This is a genomic window from Qipengyuania aurantiaca, assembly GCF_019711375.1.
Classification (GTDB): Bacteria; Pseudomonadota; Alphaproteobacteria; order Sphingomonadales; family Sphingomonadaceae; genus Qipengyuania; species Qipengyuania aurantiaca.
The window spans coordinates 363346-378645 of record NZ_CP081295.1; the positions used below are offsets into that span (position 1 = coordinate 363346).

17 protein-coding genes are annotated in these 15300 nt (G+C 66.2%); 4 read left to right on the forward strand and 13 right to left on the reverse strand.

Annotation, left to right across the window (positions count from 1 at the left end; all coding sequences use genetic code 11):
* Nucleotides 1-75: 75 nt before the first annotated feature.
* Nucleotides 76-1329, reverse strand: coding sequence for a threonine ammonia-lyase (locus K3148_RS01795; protein WP_221425639.1), 1254 nt, complete (start codon nt 1327-1329; stop codon nt 76-78).
* Nucleotides 1330-1440: 111 nt separating this feature from the next.
* Between K3148_RS01795 and K3148_RS01800 the strand changes: the two genes are divergently transcribed.
* Nucleotides 1441-3090 (forward strand): amidohydrolase, encoded by a 1650-nt coding sequence (locus K3148_RS01800; RefSeq protein WP_221425640.1) that lies wholly within the window; start codon nt 1441-1443, stop codon nt 3088-3090.
* On the opposite strand, the gene tatC is transcribed toward K3148_RS01800, so the two are convergent.
* The 9 genes from tatC to K3148_RS01845 all read right to left on the reverse strand — a co-directional run bounded on the left by tatC (nt 3075) and on the right by K3148_RS01845 (nt 10392).
* Entirely contained in the window at nt 3075-3887 is an 813-nt protein-coding gene (gene tatC, locus K3148_RS01805; protein WP_221425641.1) for a twin-arginine translocase subunit TatC, read from the reverse strand. The two genes, K3148_RS01800 and tatC, sit on opposite strands and share 16 nt — an antisense overlap.
* A gap of 1 nt (nt 3888) precedes the next feature.
* Nucleotides 3889-4368: a Sec-independent protein translocase protein TatB gene (tatB, locus tag K3148_RS01810; RefSeq protein ID WP_221425642.1), complete on the reverse strand. Its 480-nt coding sequence runs from the start codon at nt 4366-4368 to the stop codon at nt 3889-3891.
* A gap of 23 nt (nt 4369-4391) precedes the next feature.
* Nucleotides 4392-4622, reverse strand: coding sequence for a twin-arginine translocase TatA/TatE family subunit (gene tatA / locus K3148_RS01815; RefSeq protein WP_221425643.1), 231 nt, complete (start codon nt 4620-4622; stop codon nt 4392-4394).
* Between the two features lie 67 nt (nt 4623-4689).
* Nucleotides 4690-5253 (reverse strand): SMC-Scp complex subunit ScpB, encoded by a 564-nt coding sequence (scpB, locus tag K3148_RS01820; protein WP_247711668.1) that lies wholly within the window; start codon nt 5251-5253, stop codon nt 4690-4692.
* Nucleotides 5254-5303: 50 nt separating this feature from the next.
* Nucleotides 5304-6107 (reverse strand): segregation and condensation protein A, encoded by an 804-nt coding sequence (locus K3148_RS01825; protein WP_221425645.1) that lies wholly within the window; start codon nt 6105-6107, stop codon nt 5304-5306.
* Nucleotides 6104-7123, reverse strand: a complete 1020-nt coding sequence (gene nagZ / locus K3148_RS01830) for a beta-N-acetylhexosaminidase (RefSeq protein ID WP_221425646.1) — start codon at nt 7121-7123, stop codon at nt 6104-6106. The genes K3148_RS01825 and nagZ overlap by 4 nt, the downstream gene beginning before the upstream one ends.
* A gap of 91 nt (nt 7124-7214) precedes the next feature.
* A complete protein-coding gene (locus K3148_RS01835; protein ID WP_221425647.1) occupies nt 7215-7934 on the reverse strand; it encodes an SPOR domain-containing protein in 720 nt (239 codons plus the stop codon).
* Nucleotides 7935-7937: 3 nt separating this feature from the next.
* On the reverse strand, nt 7938-9677 hold the full coding sequence (gene argS, locus K3148_RS01840; protein ID WP_221425648.1) for an arginine--tRNA ligase: 1740 nt from the start codon (nt 9675-9677) through the stop codon (nt 7938-7940).
* Nucleotides 9678-9738: 61 nt separating this feature from the next.
* A complete protein-coding gene (locus K3148_RS01845) occupies nt 9739-10392 on the reverse strand; it encodes a hypothetical protein (protein ID WP_221425649.1) in 654 nt (217 codons plus the stop codon).
* A gap of 104 nt (nt 10393-10496) precedes the next feature.
* On the opposite strand from K3148_RS01845, the gene ispH reads away from it, so the two are divergent.
* The 3 genes from ispH to rnhA are packed head-to-tail and all read left to right on the forward strand — an operon-like array spanning nt 10497 to nt 12917.
* Entirely contained in the window at nt 10497-11483 is a 987-nt protein-coding gene (gene ispH / locus K3148_RS01850) for a 4-hydroxy-3-methylbut-2-enyl diphosphate reductase (RefSeq protein ID WP_221425650.1), read from the forward strand.
* Nucleotides 11484-12440, forward strand: a complete 957-nt coding sequence (locus tag K3148_RS01855; protein ID WP_221425651.1) for a homoserine kinase — start codon at nt 11484-11486, stop codon at nt 12438-12440.
* A 27-nt stretch (nt 12441-12467) separates the two neighbouring features.
* A complete protein-coding gene (gene rnhA, locus K3148_RS01860) occupies nt 12468-12917 on the forward strand; it encodes a ribonuclease HI (RefSeq protein WP_221425652.1) in 450 nt (149 codons plus the stop codon).
* A gap of 4 nt (nt 12918-12921) precedes the next feature.
* Here rnhA and K3148_RS01865 read toward each other — a convergent pair whose 3' ends face one another.
* The 3 genes from K3148_RS01865 to K3148_RS01875 are packed head-to-tail and all read right to left on the reverse strand — an operon-like array spanning nt 12922 to nt 15242.
* A complete protein-coding gene (locus K3148_RS01865) occupies nt 12922-13098 on the reverse strand; it encodes a YegP family protein (RefSeq protein WP_221425653.1) in 177 nt (58 codons plus the stop codon).
* A gap of 60 nt (nt 13099-13158) precedes the next feature.
* Nucleotides 13159-14256 (reverse strand): NAD(P)/FAD-dependent oxidoreductase, encoded by a 1098-nt coding sequence (locus K3148_RS01870; RefSeq protein ID WP_221425654.1) that lies wholly within the window; start codon nt 14254-14256, stop codon nt 13159-13161.
* The gene (locus K3148_RS01875) at nt 14253-15242 is read right to left on the reverse strand and encodes an alpha/beta hydrolase (protein WP_425594648.1); all 990 of its coding nucleotides are present in this window, start codon (nt 15240-15242) and stop codon (nt 14253-14255) included. The genes K3148_RS01870 and K3148_RS01875 overlap by 4 nt, the downstream gene beginning before the upstream one ends.
* Between the last annotated feature and the right edge of the window lie 58 nt (nt 15243-15300).

The following is a 15300-nucleotide window of genomic DNA, read 5'->3' on the forward strand; positions in this document are numbered from 1 at the left end:
ACGAAAAAGCGGGCGACCCGATGAGTCGCCCGCTTTCGAAGGACTTAGCCGTTAAGTTTTGGCGGGTAGGAACCCTTAGGCAAGCTCGGCCAATTCGACCGTATAGCCCTTGCCTTCCAGCTCCTTCACCAGCCGGTCGATTTGCGCGCCGTCGCGGGCCTCGCACTCGATTTCGGTAATCAGCCCCTTGGCGGGCAGCGTCGTGAAAATGCGCTGGTGGTAGATCTCGATGATGTTGACGTTGTGGGCGTTGAACTCGCGCATGACCTTGTACAGCGCGCCCGGGCGATCCTGCAGCGTGATGCGCAGCCGCGCGAGACGGCCCTGGCGGGCAAGGTCGCGCACCAGCACATTGGCGAGCAGGCGCGTGTCGATATTCCCGCCGCACAGGACGAGACCCACGGTCTTGCCAGCGAATTTCTCGCGGTTGGACAGCACGGCTGCAAGCCCTGCAGCGCCAGCCCCTTCGACCACCGTCTTCTCGATTTGGAGCAGCAGCGAAACCGCGTGTTCCAGCGCCGGTTCGTCTACCAGCAGCACTTCGTCGACCAGTTGGGCGATGATCTGGCGCGTGAAAGCGCCCGGTTCCTTGACCGCGATCCCTTCGGCCAGCGTGTCGCCGCCGCAGGGCAGTTCGGTGCCGGTCACGTGCGAATACATCGAGGGGTAAAGCTTCGCCTGCACGCCGACCATGTGGATGTTGGGATTGAGCGCCTTGGCGACGGTCGCCATGCCGCTCATCAACCCGCCGCCGCCGATGGGCACGACGAGGCAATCGAAGTCGAGCTTCTGCTCGAGCATTTCGAGCGCCACCGTGCCCTGCCCCGCCGCGACCTGCGGATCGTCGAAGGGATGGACGAAAGTCAGCCCCCGTTCCGCTTCCAGTTCGCGCGCATGGGCATAGGCTTCGTCGAAGGTTTCGCCGAACAGGACGACATTGCCGCCCACGCTTTCGGTCTGCATCACCTTCACGCTCGGCGTGGTCGAGGGCATGACGATGGTCACCGGCACACCGAGGCGGCGGCCGTGGTACGACAGCCCCTGCGAATGGTTGCCCGCCGAGGCAGCAATCACGCCCTTCGCCCGCTGTTCATCCGACAACTGGAGCAGCGCGTTGAGCGCGCCGCGTTCCTTGTAGGCGGCGGTAAACTGGTGGTTCTCGAACTTCAGCCAGATATCGGCGCCGGTAATTTCCGACAGCGTGATAGAGCGCATCATCGGCGTCTTCACCACCGCGCCGTCGATCCGCTCGGCGGCGGCGCGCACTAGGTCGAGTGTCAGCTGGTCGGTCGCGTGCTCAGCGCTACGCAAGGGAGATGCCTTGGTCATGCCCCTGCCCCTAGGGTTCGGAAAGCGCGCGCGCAATCGCGATAAGGGTTTGCCTGCGCCAAGCTATGCCTTATCGCTGGCACCCAAACGAATTTCCCGGGGTCCTTTCACATGAAAATCAAGCTTCTCGCCGCCCTCATGGCCAGCGCCATCGCCATGCCCGCGCATGCCGACGTGCTGGTGGAAAACGTCAAGGGCGTGACGCTCGACGAGAATGGCGCGGTGAAGCGCTTCGAAGCGCTGGTGATCGACGACGATGGCAAGATCACCCAGCTGATCGAGCGCGGACAGGACCGCCCCCGCACCGATTATCTCGAGGATGGCGAAGGCAGGGTCATGCTGCCCGGCATGATCGATGCGCATGGCCATGTCATGGGCGTGGGCTTCGGCGCGCTGACGCTCGACCTGTCCGACACCAATTCGCTGGAAGAGGCGCTGGACAAGATCCGCGCCTTCGCCGCCGAGAACGAGGCGCGCCCGTGGATCCTCGGTCGCGGCTGGAACCAGGAAAAATGGGGCCTCGGGCGCTTCCCCACCGCTGCCGAACTCGACAGCGCCGTGGCCGATCGCCCGGTCTACCTCGCCCGTGTCGATGGCCACGCGGGCTGGGCCAACAGCCTCGCCATGCGCGCGGCCAACATCACCTCGTCCAGCAAATCGCCTGCCGGTGGCCGGATCGAGAAGCTGGCCGACGGCAAGACGCCTTCGGGCATCTTCGTCGATGCGGCGGAAGAGCTGATGAACGCCGCCGTCCCCGCCCCGCGCCCGAACGAGCGCGACCTCGCCTTCGCCGAAGCGCAGAAGGTGCTGCACAGCTACGGCATCACGGCCATCGCCGACATGGGCACCACGATCGAGGACTGGCAGGCCTTCCGCCGCGCAGGCGACAACGGCTCGCTCACCCTGCGGATCATGTCCTACGCCGCCGGACCCGACCAGATGAACCTGATCGCCGGGGCAACCCCTTCGCCCTGGCTCTATGACGATAAGCTGCGGATGAACGGGGTGAAGCTCTATCTCGACGGCGCGCTGGGCAGCCGCGGCGCCTGGCTCAAGCAGCCCTATGCCGACGATCCGGGCAACACCGGCCTGCCGCTGACCCCGCCGGCCGCCTTGCGCAATATTCTCGTCCGCGCGGCGCAGGGCAATTTCCAGCCCGCCGTCCACGCCATCGGCGATGCCGCCAACGCCGAGGCGCTGAACGCCATCTCCGAGATCGCCGAAAGCTACGGCGGCGATCGCCGCTGGCGTATCGAACACGTCCAGATCGTCGATCCCGCGGACCTGCCCAAGCTCGCCCAGCACGGCATCATCGCCAGCATGCAGCCCGTCCACCAGACGAGCGACATGTTCATGGCCGAAGCCCGCCTCGGGCAGGACCGGCTGGGCGGTGCCTATGCGTGGAACAGCATTCTCCAGCTCGGCGGTCGCCTCGCCTTCGGGTCGGACACGCCGGTGGAATCGCCCGATCCCTTCGCCGGGCTGGCGGTGGCGATCACGCGCAGCAACGCGGCTGGCGAGCCGTTCGGCGGCTGGCGCCCGACCGAGCGGGTAACGCGCGAACAGGCGCTGGCAGGCTTCACCGCCGATGCCGCCTATGCGGGATTTGCCGAGGGGCGCTTCGGACGGCTTCTGCCCGGCGAGAGGGCCGACTTCATCCTCGTCGACACGGATCCCCTGCTGGCGACGCCGGAAGAAATCCGCGCCACCACGGTGCATGAAACCTGGGTCGGCGGGCGGAAGGTCTACGAAGCCGACTGATCGGCTTCGGGCTCGCTCGCCTCTTCTTCAGGCTTTGCCTTGGCCTCGCGCTTCTCGAAAATGCGCATCAGCACGAGTGAGCCTTCGAAGAGCAGCAGCAGCGGCACCGCCAGCAGCAACTGCGAGCCCGGATCGGGCGGCGTGATGATCGCCGCCAGCGCCACCACCAGCACGATGACATAGCGCCGCGCGCCGACCAGTTGCGCGCGCGTCACGATGCCGGCGCGGTGGAGCAGAAGCAGCAGGACCGGCAGCAGGAAGCTCATCCCGAAAGCGAGGATGAACTGCATCACCAGGCCCAGATATTCATTCGCCGTCGGCAGCGCCTGGATTTCCAGCCCGCCTGCCGTCCCCTCGAAGCCGAGGAACCACTCGAAGGCGGTAGGCATCACGACGTAATAGGCAAGGCTCGCCCCAGCGAGGAACAGGAAGGGCGTGGCGATGAGGAAGGGCAGGAAGGCCTTCTTCTCCTTCGCGTACAGCCCCGGCGCAACGAAGGCCCAGAGCTGGTTCGCGATATAGGGAAAGGCGATGCAGAACCCTGCGAAGAGCGCGACCTTCAGCTCGACGAAGAAAACCTCGTAAAGCTTGGTGAAGATCAGCTGGCCCTGGCCCTCGGGGAAGGCTTTCTTGAGCGGCTGGATCAGGAAGCCGAGGATCTGGTCGGCGAAATAGAGACAGGCGCCGAACGCCACCACCAGCGCCGCCACGCAGCGCACGAGGCGGCCGCGCAGCTCGATCAGATGGTCGAGCAGCGGAGCTTGGGTGTCGTCGATATCCTTGACTTCGAAAGCCATGTCAGCGCTCCCCCTGGCCATCGCCGAAGGGCAGGCCCGGCTCGTCCGAGGGTTTCGAGGCAGGTTTCGGAGCGGGCTTTACGGGCGCTTCGTCGCCGCCATGCTCGGGCGCCTTTTTGGGCGCGGCGCGCCGGATTGCGGCTTCGGCAGCGGCATCCGGATCGGCGGTTTCGCCAGCGGAGGCGAGCGGTTCCATCTGCGGCGGCACCAGCTCTTCCGGCCCACCACCCTCGGGCTCGTTGCCCGTGGGGTATTTCGCCATGATTTCCTTGTTACGCTGCGACCACTTCTCTTCCATTTCCTCGATCTCGGCCTGGCGGACCATCTCGTCGATGCCGGAGCGGAAATGGGCGGACATGCGGCGCAGCTTCCCGATCCAGCGCCCCGCGGCGCGCATGGCGGCGGGCATATCCTTGGGGCCGATGACGAGGATCGCCACGATGACGACCACCAGCAATTCGGCCGCGCCGATATCGAACATGGATCAGCGGCTCTTGTCGGCGATTACTTGGGTTCGGAAGGCGTCTTGACCTGGTCTTCCTTCAGGCCCCGGTCGGCAGGCTTGGCCTCGTGCGAAATCTGCTGTGTCGGCTTGGCATCATCCTCGTTCATGCCCTGCTTGAAGCTTTTGATGCCCTTGCCGAAATCGCCCATCATTTCCGAAATGCGCCCGCGCCCGAACAGGACGAGGATGACGAGAGCGATGATGATGAGCTGCCAGGGGCCGAGCGACATGGGAAACTACCTTTGAAAACCAAGTGTGTTGCAGCCCAATATAGGCCTGTGCGCGGGCGAAAGCCAGTCAGGCCGCGTCGGAGGGCTCTTCATCGCCTTCAGTGCCGGTCTGCGCGCCTTCGGTATCGTTCTCGCCCATGAGGTCGTCATAGGCGTCTTCTACGGGGTCGAGCAGGCCGGTAGCGCGCAATTCCGCGATTCCGGGCAGGTCGCGGCGGCTGGAAAGGCCGAAATGATCGAGAAATTCGGGCGTGGTCGCGTAAATCGTCGGCCGCCCCGGCACTTCGCGGCGCCCGGCGATCTTCACCCAACCCGCCTCCATCAGCACGTCCAGCGTCCCGCCGGAGGTCTGCACCCCGCGGATCGATTCGATTTCCGCGCGGCTGACCGGCTCGTGATAGGCGATGATCGCAAGCACTTCGGTCGCGGCGCGGCTGAGACGGCGGACCTGCTCGCGCTCCTTGCGCAGGAGGTGGGCAAGATCGGGCGCGGTTTCGAAATGCCAGCGCTTGCCGCGTTCCACGAGGTGGATGCCGCGCTTTTCGTAGGTTTCGGCGAGCGTCTTCAAAGCCGCGCGCACTTCGGACTTGTCGGCATCGCCTAGGAAACCCGCCAAGGCATCGACGCTCATCGGCTCTTCGGCCGCGAACAGCGCCGCTTCGACCGAGCGTTCGAGCGGGTTCACTTCGCCCGCCTCAATCGCATCGGTCCGAAAACCTCGTCTTGCGCGATTTCCGCCTTGCCCAGCCGCGCCAGCTCGAGCGCGGCGACGAAGCTGGAGGCGAGCGCCGACTTGCGCAGCCGCGGTTCGGCATGGGGCGGCAGGAAATCGCGCAGTTCCATCCATTCCAGCGTCACGCCGAGCATATTGGAGACCCGGTCGAGCGCCGATTCCAGCGTCATCACGGGCCGTTCGCGGACCATATGGACGGCAGGCGCGGTGCGGGCTTTCACCCGGCCATAGGCCTCGATCAGCGCAAACTGGTCGCATTCCCACTGGGTCTTGCGAACGATGGCCAGCCCTTCGGGCGCGCCGCGCAGGAACACGTCGCGGCCGATCCTGTCGCCGCCCATCAGACGCCCCGCCGCCTCGCGCATCGCGCCAAGACGCTGGAGGCGCAATTGCAGCTTGAGCGCCAGTTCCTCGGGGCTCGGATCTTCCTGCTCTTCCTTGGGCAGTAGCATGGCCGATTTCAGATAAGCCAGCCACGCCGCCATCACGAGATAATCGGCCGCAAGCTCCAGCTTCAGAGCCTCGGCATGGTCGATATAATCAAGGTATTGCTCGACCAGCGCGAGGATCGAGATTTCGCGCAGGTCGACTTTCTGCCGCCGCGCGAGGTCGAGCAGGAGGTCGAGCGGCCCTTCCCATCCATCGAGTTCGAGATAGAGCGCATCCTTGTCTACCGGGGCTTCGGCGGCGACACCGTCCCAGTCCTCCGCATCCTCCTGCGGTACGTCGGCAAAGAGCAGCCCGTCGCTCAAGCCGCAGCCTCCACGATGGCGAGCAGAGCGTCGCGCTTGGCCAGCAGTTCGGCGGTCTCGATGGCATCGGGAAAATCGCCCATCGCCGCGTGGACGCGGTCGAGCCGCGCGGCGGTTTCCTCCGACATCGTCGGGAAGCGGTTGGCGATGGTCTGCTGGTCGTCCATTTTCGCCCAGCAATTGAGGATGATGTCGCAGCCCGCCGCCAGCGCCGCAGCACCGCGATCGGGGATCGTGCCGTCGAGCGCCTCCATGTCGATATCGTCCGACAAGAGCAGCCCGTCGAAACCGATTTTGCCGCGCACCACGTCGCGGATCACGGTTTCGGAAAGCGTGGCGGGGTGCTCCGCGTCCCAGGCGGTGAAGACGATATGCGCGCTCATCCCCAGGGGGTGCGAGGACAGCGAGCGGAAGGGTTCGATGTCGGTTTCGAGCTCCGCATCGCTCGCATCGACGACGGGCAGTTCCTTGTGGCTGTCGGAGGTCGCGCGGCCATGCCCCGGCATATGCTTGAGACACCCGACCACGCCCGCGCGCGCCATGCCGTCGAGCACGGCGCGGCCCAGCGCCGCCACCTGCATCGGTTCGCTGCCGAGCGCACGGTCGCCGATCACATCGTCGGTTTCGGGGCGGCGCACGTCGAAAGGCGCGTGATAGTCGACGCTCACGCCTACTAGAGCCAGTTCGCGCGCCATGGCTTCCGCGTTGACCCGCGCGGCCTCGATTGCCGAGGCAGGTGCAATTTCGTAGAGTTTCGCGAAGGCCTCGCCCGCCGGGTATTTCGGCCAGACGGGCGGCTTCATGCGCGCAACGCGCCCGCCTTCCTGATCGATCGAGACGATCAGCCGGTCGCGGCCATGGATGGCGCGCAGATCGTCGGTGAGCGCGCGCATCTGTTCGCGGCTTTCGCAATTGCGGGCGAAGAGGATGTAGCCGGCCGGATCGGCGTCCTTGAAGAAGGCGCGCTCGTCGGCCGTCAGTGCGAGGCCGGAAATGCCGAAAATAGCCGGGGTCATGGGAAAGAAACTGCGCTGATTCCTCCGCCAAGCCAAGCGCGGCGGAGTCGTCAGGTGTGGAAATTACGGCAGGACGAGCCGATGGGGCGCGTTATTTCACGAAACAGGCGAGCCCATCGGCCTTCAGGCGGGTGCAGAGCGAGCGCGCTTCGCCCGTGCTGCCGTTGACCGCCTGCAGACGGTAAACGGTGCCGATATCGACCTTGGCCTCCACCACGCGGTGGCGCACGCCGTTGAGCACGGTGGTCTGGCGCATCAGGCGGCCCCATGCCTCCTGCGCATCGCCGCGCGTGGGATAGGCGCCGACCTGCACCAGCGTGCCCTTGGCCGGTTCGCTGCTGCGCGGCCCTTCGTTGAGCGTGGTGGCGAGCGAGGGAGCGGCGACTTCCTCTTCCGGCTCCTCGGGCTTGGCGGGCACGATTTCGGGCGTCACCGGCGCATCGGCGAGCTGGCCTTCGCGCGTCTGCCCTTCGCCCACGGCGAAGCTGGTGTCGCCCGTGCCGGGATAGGTCTTGCCGCCCTCGTCCTCGGGCTTGGTCTTGTAGTCGCCCTCGGGCGCCTGCACGAGGCTGCCGTCGGCGGGAGGCTCGTCGCTCGTTGCGCCGATGGCGAACCACGCCACCGCGACCAGCGCGCCGACCACGATCAGCGAGATAACGCCCAGCATCACCAGCCGCGAGGTGGCAAAGCCCGCATCGCGCTCGTCCTGGCCCTCCTCGGCCTCGAGCCAGGGGAGGTGTTCGTCGCCCTCGATCAGTTCGAGATCGGCCGATTCCCAGTCCTCGTCGTGTTCGTAGGGGCTGCGCGCCATCGCTTACATCTCCTCCACCGCCTCGACACCCAATATGCCGAGACCGTTGCGGATCACCTGTCCGACCTGCGCCGCCACGAACAGGCGCGCGGCGGTCAGTTCGGCGTCATCCTCCTGGATGATCCGCTTCGCCGGGTCATCGTTACCCGCATTCCAGAAACTGTGGAAGGCCGCCGCGAGATCGCCGAGGAAGAAGGCGATACGGTGCGGTTCGCGCGCCTTGGCGGCGGCTTCGACCACGCGCGGGAATTGCGCGGCTTCGCGCACCAGCGCGAGCTCGTCCGCACCGAGGCGGTCGAGATGCGCGTCGCTTGGCTCGACCCCCGCCTTGCGCAGCGTCGAGCGGATGCGGGCGTGCGCATACTGGAGGTAGAAGACCGGGTTGTCCTTGCTCGCCTCGACCACCTTCGCGAAGTCGAATTCCATCTGCGCTTCGGGCTTGCGGGTGAGCATGGTGAAACGCACCACGTCCTTGCCCACCTCGTTCACCACATCGGCCAGAGTGACGAAGGTCCCGGCGCGCTTGGACATCTTCACCGGTTCACCGTTGCGGACAAGGTTGACCATCTGCACCAGCTTCACGTCGAAGGGCACATCGCGCCCCGCCCCCTTGGTCAGCGCGGCGACGGCGGCCTTGATCCGCTTGACCGTACCCGCATGGTCGGCGCCCCAGATGTCGATCAGCGCATCGGCGTTTTCGGCCTTCTGGAAGTGATAGGCGAGATCGGCCCCGAAATAGGTCCACGCGCCGTTCGACTTCTTGATCGGGCGATCCTGGTCGTCGCCGAATTCGGTCGAGCGGAAGAGCGGCAGTTCAACCGGCTCCCAGTCCTCGGGCGGCGCCTTGCCCTTGGGCGCTTCGAGCACACCGTCGTAGACGAAGCCGTGTTCGCGCAGCCACGCCTCCGCCTCTTCGGGCTTACCCGCCGCCTGCAGCTTGGCTTCGGACGAGAACAGGTCGTGGTGGATGCCGAGCAGCGAGAGATCTTCGCGGATCATGTCCATCATTGCGGCAACCGCGCGTTCGCGGAAGAGCGGCAGCCAGTCGCTTTCGGGTGCGTCCTTGTAAGCCGCGCCGAATTCCTGCGCGAGACGCTCGCCCACCGGCTTCAAATAGTCGCCCGGGTAAAGCCCTTCGGGAATTGCGCCAATGTCCTCGCCCAGCGCTTCGCGATAACGCAGGTGCGCCGAGCGCGCGAGCACGTCGACCTGGCCGCCCGCGTCGTTGACGTAATATTCGCGGATGACCTTGTGGCCGGAAAACTCGAGCAGTCCGGCCAGCGCATCGCCCACCACCGCGCCGCGGCAATGGCCCATGTGCATCGGGCCGGTCGGGTTGGCCGAGACATATTCGATATTGACGGTCTTGCCGCCGCCGATCTGCGACCGGCCGTAATCCTCACCTAGCGCGGCGATAGCTTCCAGTTCGCGCAGCCAGGCCTGCTCGGACAGGCGCAGGTTGATGAAGCCCGGACCGGCAATGCTCGCCTCGGTAATATCGGGCTCGCGCGTCAGGTGCTCGACGATTTTCTCGGCCAGCGCGCGCGGGTTGGTCTTCGCCTGCTTGGCGAGCACCATGGCCGCGTTGGTCGCAAGGTCCCCGTGCGAGGGATCGCGCGGCGGCTCCACGGTGACGTTCGAGCGGTTGGTCTCGGGCGGAAGGCTTCCTTCCAACTCGAGAGCGTTGAGAACGGCGTCGATCTTCGCCGCAAAACCGGCGTGCAGGGTCTGGATGTCGGACATGACCGCGCGCCTAGACGAATGGCGCGAAATGGCAAGATGTCAGCGCATCGCGCAGCCCCGCTTAGCGGGTAGCGTTGTAGGCCAGCTGGTCCTCAGTGAGCTGGAAGCCGACAAGCAGTTCGAAGGTTGCCCGCTGGACGGCGGCGCGCACTTCGGGATCGGCCAGCGGATCGAGCGCGGCATCGGGATCGCCGGCCTTGCGCTTGCGCGTGATCTTCTCGCGAATATCGGCGGGCAGCGTGGCTTCGGCGCGGTTGACATAAGCCCCGGCGCGAGCGGTCGCCTCGGCGCGCTCCTGGCCGTCGGCGAAGTTCACCGTCACCGTGCCCACGCGCTTCGAGATCACGGCGCTGCCGCCGCGCAGGACGGTGGTGAAATAAGGCAGCTGGACGCTGCGTGCACCGCGCGCATCGGCGCGGCGGGCGACGACGTTGAAATTCGCTTCGGTATAGACCCGCTCGCCCGTCTCGTTGCAGGTCGAGGTCAGGTCGGTCATCGCCGCGGTCACGTCGAGATCGGCCTGCGTCTTCGACGTCGCGCTGCGGAACAGCGTCACATCGCCGGTGTAATCGGGAATGCCCACCGCCGGGCAGGTCGTGCGGATCGCCGTGATGCCGGCGCCGCCGCCGTCAACCACCAGTTCACCGGGCGACTTGCATCCTGCCAGCGCGAGACCCAGCGAAAGGGCGGTCAGGAGGCGAAAACGGTTGGTCATGTCGGCGGCATTCCTCATGTGTTCGTATTCATATCGCGCTATTGCCTTTGCGCGGAGCCCGCGTCCCCTAGCTTGGCGCGATGCAAAGCGCTAGGGGGACGCTCATGAACGCTCCCTTTCCATCCACCGGTGAGAATCGCGCTCGCCGCGATCATCGCCTGCCGCTCAAACTGCTGATCGCCGCTCCGCGCGGTTTCTGCGCCGGTGTGGACCGCGCCATCGAGATCGTGGAGCGCGCGCTCGAGAAGTATGGCGCGCCGGTCTATGTGCGGCACGAGATCGTCCACAACCGCTACGTGGTCGACAGCCTTAAGGCCAAGGGCGCCATCTTCGTGGAAGAGCTGGACGAGGTGCCCGACGATGTGCCGGTGGTCTTCTCCGCCCACGGCGTTCCGAAGTCCGTTCCCGCCGAGGCCGACCGGCGCAAGCTGCTCTATGTCGATGCCACCTGCCCGCTGGTGAGCAAGGTCCACCGCCAGGCCGAACGTCAGATCGAAAAGGGCCAGCACATCCTCTTCATCGGGCACGAGGGGCATCCCGAGGTTATCGGCACGATGGGCCAGGTGCCCGAAGGCCAGATCACGCTGGTCGAGACGGTGGAAGACGTCGCTACCCTGCCCTTCACGCAAGACGACAATCTTTCCTATCTCACCCAGACCACGCTCTCGGTCGACGACACGCGCGCGATTACCGATGCGCTGGAGGCGAAGTATCCGCAGATCGTCGCGCCCAAGGCAGAAGACATCTGTTACGCCACCAGCAACCGGCAGGCCGCAGTCAAGATCATCGCGCCGTCGAGCGATCTCGTATTGGTGATCGGCGCGCCCAATTCCTCCAATTCGCTGCGCCTCGTCGAAGTGGCCGAGCGGCTGGGCACCGATGCGAAGCTGATCCAGCGGGCCGACGAGATCCAGCCCGAATGGCTTGAAGGCGTGGGCACTCTGGGCCTCACCGCCGGGGCTTCCGCGCCGGAAAAGCTGGTGCGCGAAGTGGTCGATCGGCTGTCCGAATGGCGGCTCGTCGATGAGGAGCCCGTGACCGCAGCGGAAGAGCACATGATCTTCAAACTGCCTCGCCAGCTTACCGAATAGGTGGCGGTCTACACCCATCTCGGGGCGGAAGACCTCGCGCGGCTGATCGCGCGTTACGATGTGGGCGAGCTCGTTTCGGCCAAGGGGATCGCGGAAGGCATTTCCAACTCGAACTGGCTGATCGAGACCACGCGCGGCCGCTTCATCCTCACCATGTACGAGCGCCGGATCGACATCGGCGAGCTGCCCTTCTTCCTCGGCTTGCTGGATCATCTGGCGAGCCGCGGATGCGCGGTTCCGGCCACGATCCACGACCGCGACGGCGCCGCCTCGCGTAAGGTGGACGACAAGGCCGTGGCGCTGATCGAGTTCCTTCCTGGTGTCTCGCCGACCCAGCCATCGCCTGAACAAGCGCGCGCCGTTGGAGCCGCGCTGGCACAGATCCATCTCGCCGCGCGCGATTACCCGCAGACCCGCAGGAACGACCTGACACCCAAGGACTCTGCAACGACCCTGCAATCACACGGCGAAGACGAGCTGGCGCTGATCGATCCTGCGCTGCCGCAGGTGCGCGAACGCGCAGCCGACCTGCTCGAGCGCTGGCCCGAAGGCCTGCCCGAATCGATCATCCACTCCGATCTCTTCCCCGACAACGTCCTGATGCTGGGCGAAGAGGTCACCGGGCTGATCGACTTCTACTTCGCCGCCCGCGACATGATGGCCTACGACCTTGCTGTTACTCACGCCGCCTGGTGCTTCGACAAGACCGGCGCGCGTTTCGATCCCGCCATCGGCCAAGCGCTGGTGGCGGGCTATGAAGCGGTACGGCCGCTCGACCCTGTCGAGCGCGAGGCCCTGCCGGTACTGGCCGAAGGCGCGTGCCTGCGCTTCGTCGCCAGCCGGGCGGAGGACTGGCTCGACACGCCGGCGGACGCGCAGGTGCTGCGCAAGGACCCGATGGATTTCGTCCGCCGCTGGGATTTCTACGCCGAAGAGGGCGCGCGGGCGTTTGCCTGACGCGGCTGAGCCGCTAGGGGCGAGGCGATGAAACAGGTCGAAATCTACACCGACGGCGCGTGCAAGGGCAATCCGGGCGCGGGCGGCTGGGGCGCTCTGCTGCGTATGGGCGCGCATGAGAAGGAACTGTCGGGCGGCGAGCGCCAGACGACCAACAACCGCATGGAAATGACCGCCGCGATCCGCGCGCTGGGAGCCTTGCGCGAACCGTGCGAGGTCGCGCTGCACACCGACAGCAAGTACCTTATCGACGGGATCACCAAGTGGATCCACGGCTGGAAGAAGAAGGGTTGGAAGAACGCGGCCAAGAAGCCGGTCCTGAACGAAGACCTGTGGCGCGAACTCGATGCGCTGAAAGCCCGGCACAAGATCACCTGGCACTGGGTCAAGGGGCATTCGGGTCACCCGGAGAACGAACGGGTGGACCAGCTCGCCAGCGACGCAGCGGAAGCCATCGCCGCTGGCAAGGAGTGCTGATCGATCAGCTTTCGTCGACGGTTTCCGCGCCGGGGCCGTTTTTCTGGATCGATTCGATGGCGTTCTTCGCGCTCGCCTTGGAGCTGTAGCCCTCGGTCCAGAAGATCGGCTCAGAATTGTACATGAAGTAGGCGACGAACTCGCCGCCCTTGTTCTTCTTGATCTTGAAATGATGCGCCATCGTGCGGCCTCCTGTCCTTGGTTTCGGGAAGGCCCACCCTAACAAATGATGGCGGCTTGGCTACCCAAAGCGGGCCGGGTCATAGAGCGAGGCGTCGAGGCCCTGCGTTATTTGGTCGCGCGGCAGGCCCAGCAGCAGCTGCGCGGCAAGCCGGGCGGCGGCGGGCGAGGTCTGGATGCCATATCCGCCCTGCCCGGCGAACCAGGCGAAGCCTTCGACCCGCGGATCGTAGCCATAGATCGGCAGTCGGTCGGGCGCGAAGCTGCGCAGGCCCGCCCAGCGCCGCTCGACCGCCTTTATGGTCCAGTCGACCACCTTCTGTAGCCGGTCGATGGCCTCGGCCACGGCGAGTTCTTCGGGCGCAGCATCGCAGGCTGCGCTCGGCTCCTCGTCATGCGGGCTCAGCCAGAGCCGGCCGGCTTCGGGTTTGAAATAGAACCCGCCCGAAATGTCGAGCACCAGCGGCTGGTCGGATTGCGGTGCGGGGTCGGTGCGCAGCTGCACCACCGTGCGACGCAGGGGCTGGATGCCGAGCGGTTTCGCCCCCGCCATCTGCGCCACGCCATCGGCCCAGGCGCCCGCCGCGTTTACGAGGGTGCGCGCTTCATAGGTCCGACCATCCTCGCAGGTCAGCGTCCATGTTCCGTCCGACCGGACCGCCGAGGCCAGCCGCGCGCGGCAGACGAGATCCACACCGGCGCGCGCCGCGCGGGCCAGGTAATGCGCGTGGAGTCCCGCCACATCGATATCGGCGCAGGCCGGCTCCCAGACCGCACCGGTCCAGTTCTCGCGCAGCCCCGGCACCATCGCCTGCACTTGCCCGGCCCCGAGCCGTTCGATGGTCGCGCCGGTGTCGGCGAACCGCTCCATGAAGCCGTCGAGCGCGCGCCCGTCCACCTCGCGCCCGATGTATAGCGCCCCGCGGCGGGTCAGGAAGCCGTTGTCGCGCAGGTAGTCACCCGAAGCCAGCGTCAGCGGGACGAGTTCGGGCCCGCCGTAGCATTCCTCCCAGAAAGCGGCCGAGCGTCCGGTGGCGTGGTAGCCCGGTCGGTCCTCCGCCTCAAGCAGCAGCACGCGCGCCCCGCCCTCGCCCAGTTCGGCGGCCAGGCTGGCCCCGGCAATACCGGCGCCGACAAGGACGAAGTCGTAAGCGCTCACGCCTGCCGGGGTGCCACCCGGTCGAGAAATTCGGCGATGTCGCGCATGGCTTCGCCGCGCACGTCGTCGACCTCGCGCAGGATCTCATGATGCGCTTCCTCGCCAAAGGCGGCGATTTCGCCCTTCGGGAAACGCTCTGCCGCACGGGCGGCCGCCTCGTGCTTCACCAGCTTGTCGTTCGAGGTGGAGACGACCAGCACGGGAATATCGACCTTTTCCATCGCGCCAGGCGCTTCGATCTCGCGGGTCGAGGCGTAGGCGCGTTCGACCCAGCCCCAGCTGCCCGGCCCCATGGCAAGCTCGGGCCGCGTCTGGCGCCACCAGAGCTCGTCTTCATAGCGATCGTCGTCATGGGTGAGCAGGTCGCGGCGGCGCGCCGGCATCTCGCCGGGCTTCTCGCTCCACTTCCACGCCGGACGCTTGGGCGAACCGATTCGCGCCATGACCCGCGCCACCGAATGAAGCACGGCCAGCGGCAGCGGCGGCCCGGCCATGCCGAGCATGGGTGCCGACAGCACGACCGCGTCGGGATCGACCAGCCCGTCGACCAGCGCGCGGGTGACGATATGGCCGCCCATCGAATGCGCGACCAGCACATGGGGGCCGGGCGTGCTCGCCTTCCACGCGCTCCACAGATGCGCGAGGTCGGACGTCCACTGGGTGAAATCTTCGATATGGCCGGTGAGCTTGTCATCGCCGAGCCGGCCAGATCCGGCCTGCCCGCGCCAGTCGGCGGCGGTCACCCGCCAGCCGGCGCGATGCCATTCCTCCAGGCTTTCCAGATACTTCTCGTAGAAGTCCCCGCGGCCGGGAAGGAACAGGATCGAACCGCGCGGTGTCTCGCTGTTCGCCGCCCAGTCGATCCGGCGCAATTCATGGCCGTCGGCCGCCTGCCACCTGCTCTCGCTGGCGTCCGCCGGTATCGCGCGGCGATCAATCGCGGCAGCGCTGGCGCTTGTCTGGTTTTCGGGAATAGATGCCTCCACGATCCTCGGGGTCCATGGTTACTATTTGGTAAGCATGTTTCTGTAGCCCTGCCTTCCG

Coding starts and splice junctions, on each gene's coding strand:
- K3148_RS01795 (WP_221425639.1), bottom strand. CDS start 1,329: ATGACCAAGGCATCTCCCTTGCGTAGCGCTGAGCACGCGACCGACCAG.
- K3148_RS01800 (WP_221425640.1), top strand. CDS start 1,441: ATGAAAATCAAGCTTCTCGCCGCCCTCATGGCCAGCGCCATCGCCATG.
- tatC (WP_221425641.1), bottom strand. CDS start 3,887: ATGGCTTTCGAAGTCAAGGATATCGACGACACCCAAGCTCCGCTGCTC.
- tatB (WP_221425642.1), bottom strand. CDS start 4,368: ATGTTCGATATCGGCGCGGCCGAATTGCTGGTGGTCGTCATCGTGGCG.
- tatA (WP_221425643.1), bottom strand. CDS start 4,622: ATGTCGCTCGGCCCCTGGCAGCTCATCATCATCGCTCTCGTCATCCTC.
- scpB (WP_247711668.1), bottom strand. CDS start 5,253: ATGAGCGTCGATGCCTTGGCGGGTTTCCTAGGCGATGCCGACAAGTCC.
- nagZ (WP_221425646.1), bottom strand. CDS start 7,123: ATGACCCCGGCTATTTTCGGCATTTCCGGCCTCGCACTGACGGCCGAC.
- K3148_RS01835 (WP_221425647.1), bottom strand. CDS start 7,934: ATGGCGCGCAGCCCCTACGAACACGACGAGGACTGGGAATCGGCCGAT.
- argS (WP_221425648.1), bottom strand. CDS start 9,677: ATGTCCGACATCCAGACCCTGCACGCCGGTTTTGCGGCGAAGATCGAC.
- K3148_RS01845 (WP_221425649.1), bottom strand. CDS start 10,392: ATGACCAACCGTTTTCGCCTCCTGACCGCCCTTTCGCTGGGTCTCGCG.
- ispH (WP_221425650.1), top strand. CDS start 10,497: ATGAACGCTCCCTTTCCATCCACCGGTGAGAATCGCGCTCGCCGCGAT.
- rnhA (WP_221425652.1), top strand. CDS start 12,468: ATGAAACAGGTCGAAATCTACACCGACGGCGCGTGCAAGGGCAATCCG.
- K3148_RS01865 (WP_221425653.1), bottom strand. CDS start 13,098: ATGGCGCATCATTTCAAGATCAAGAAGAACAAGGGCGGCGAGTTCGTC.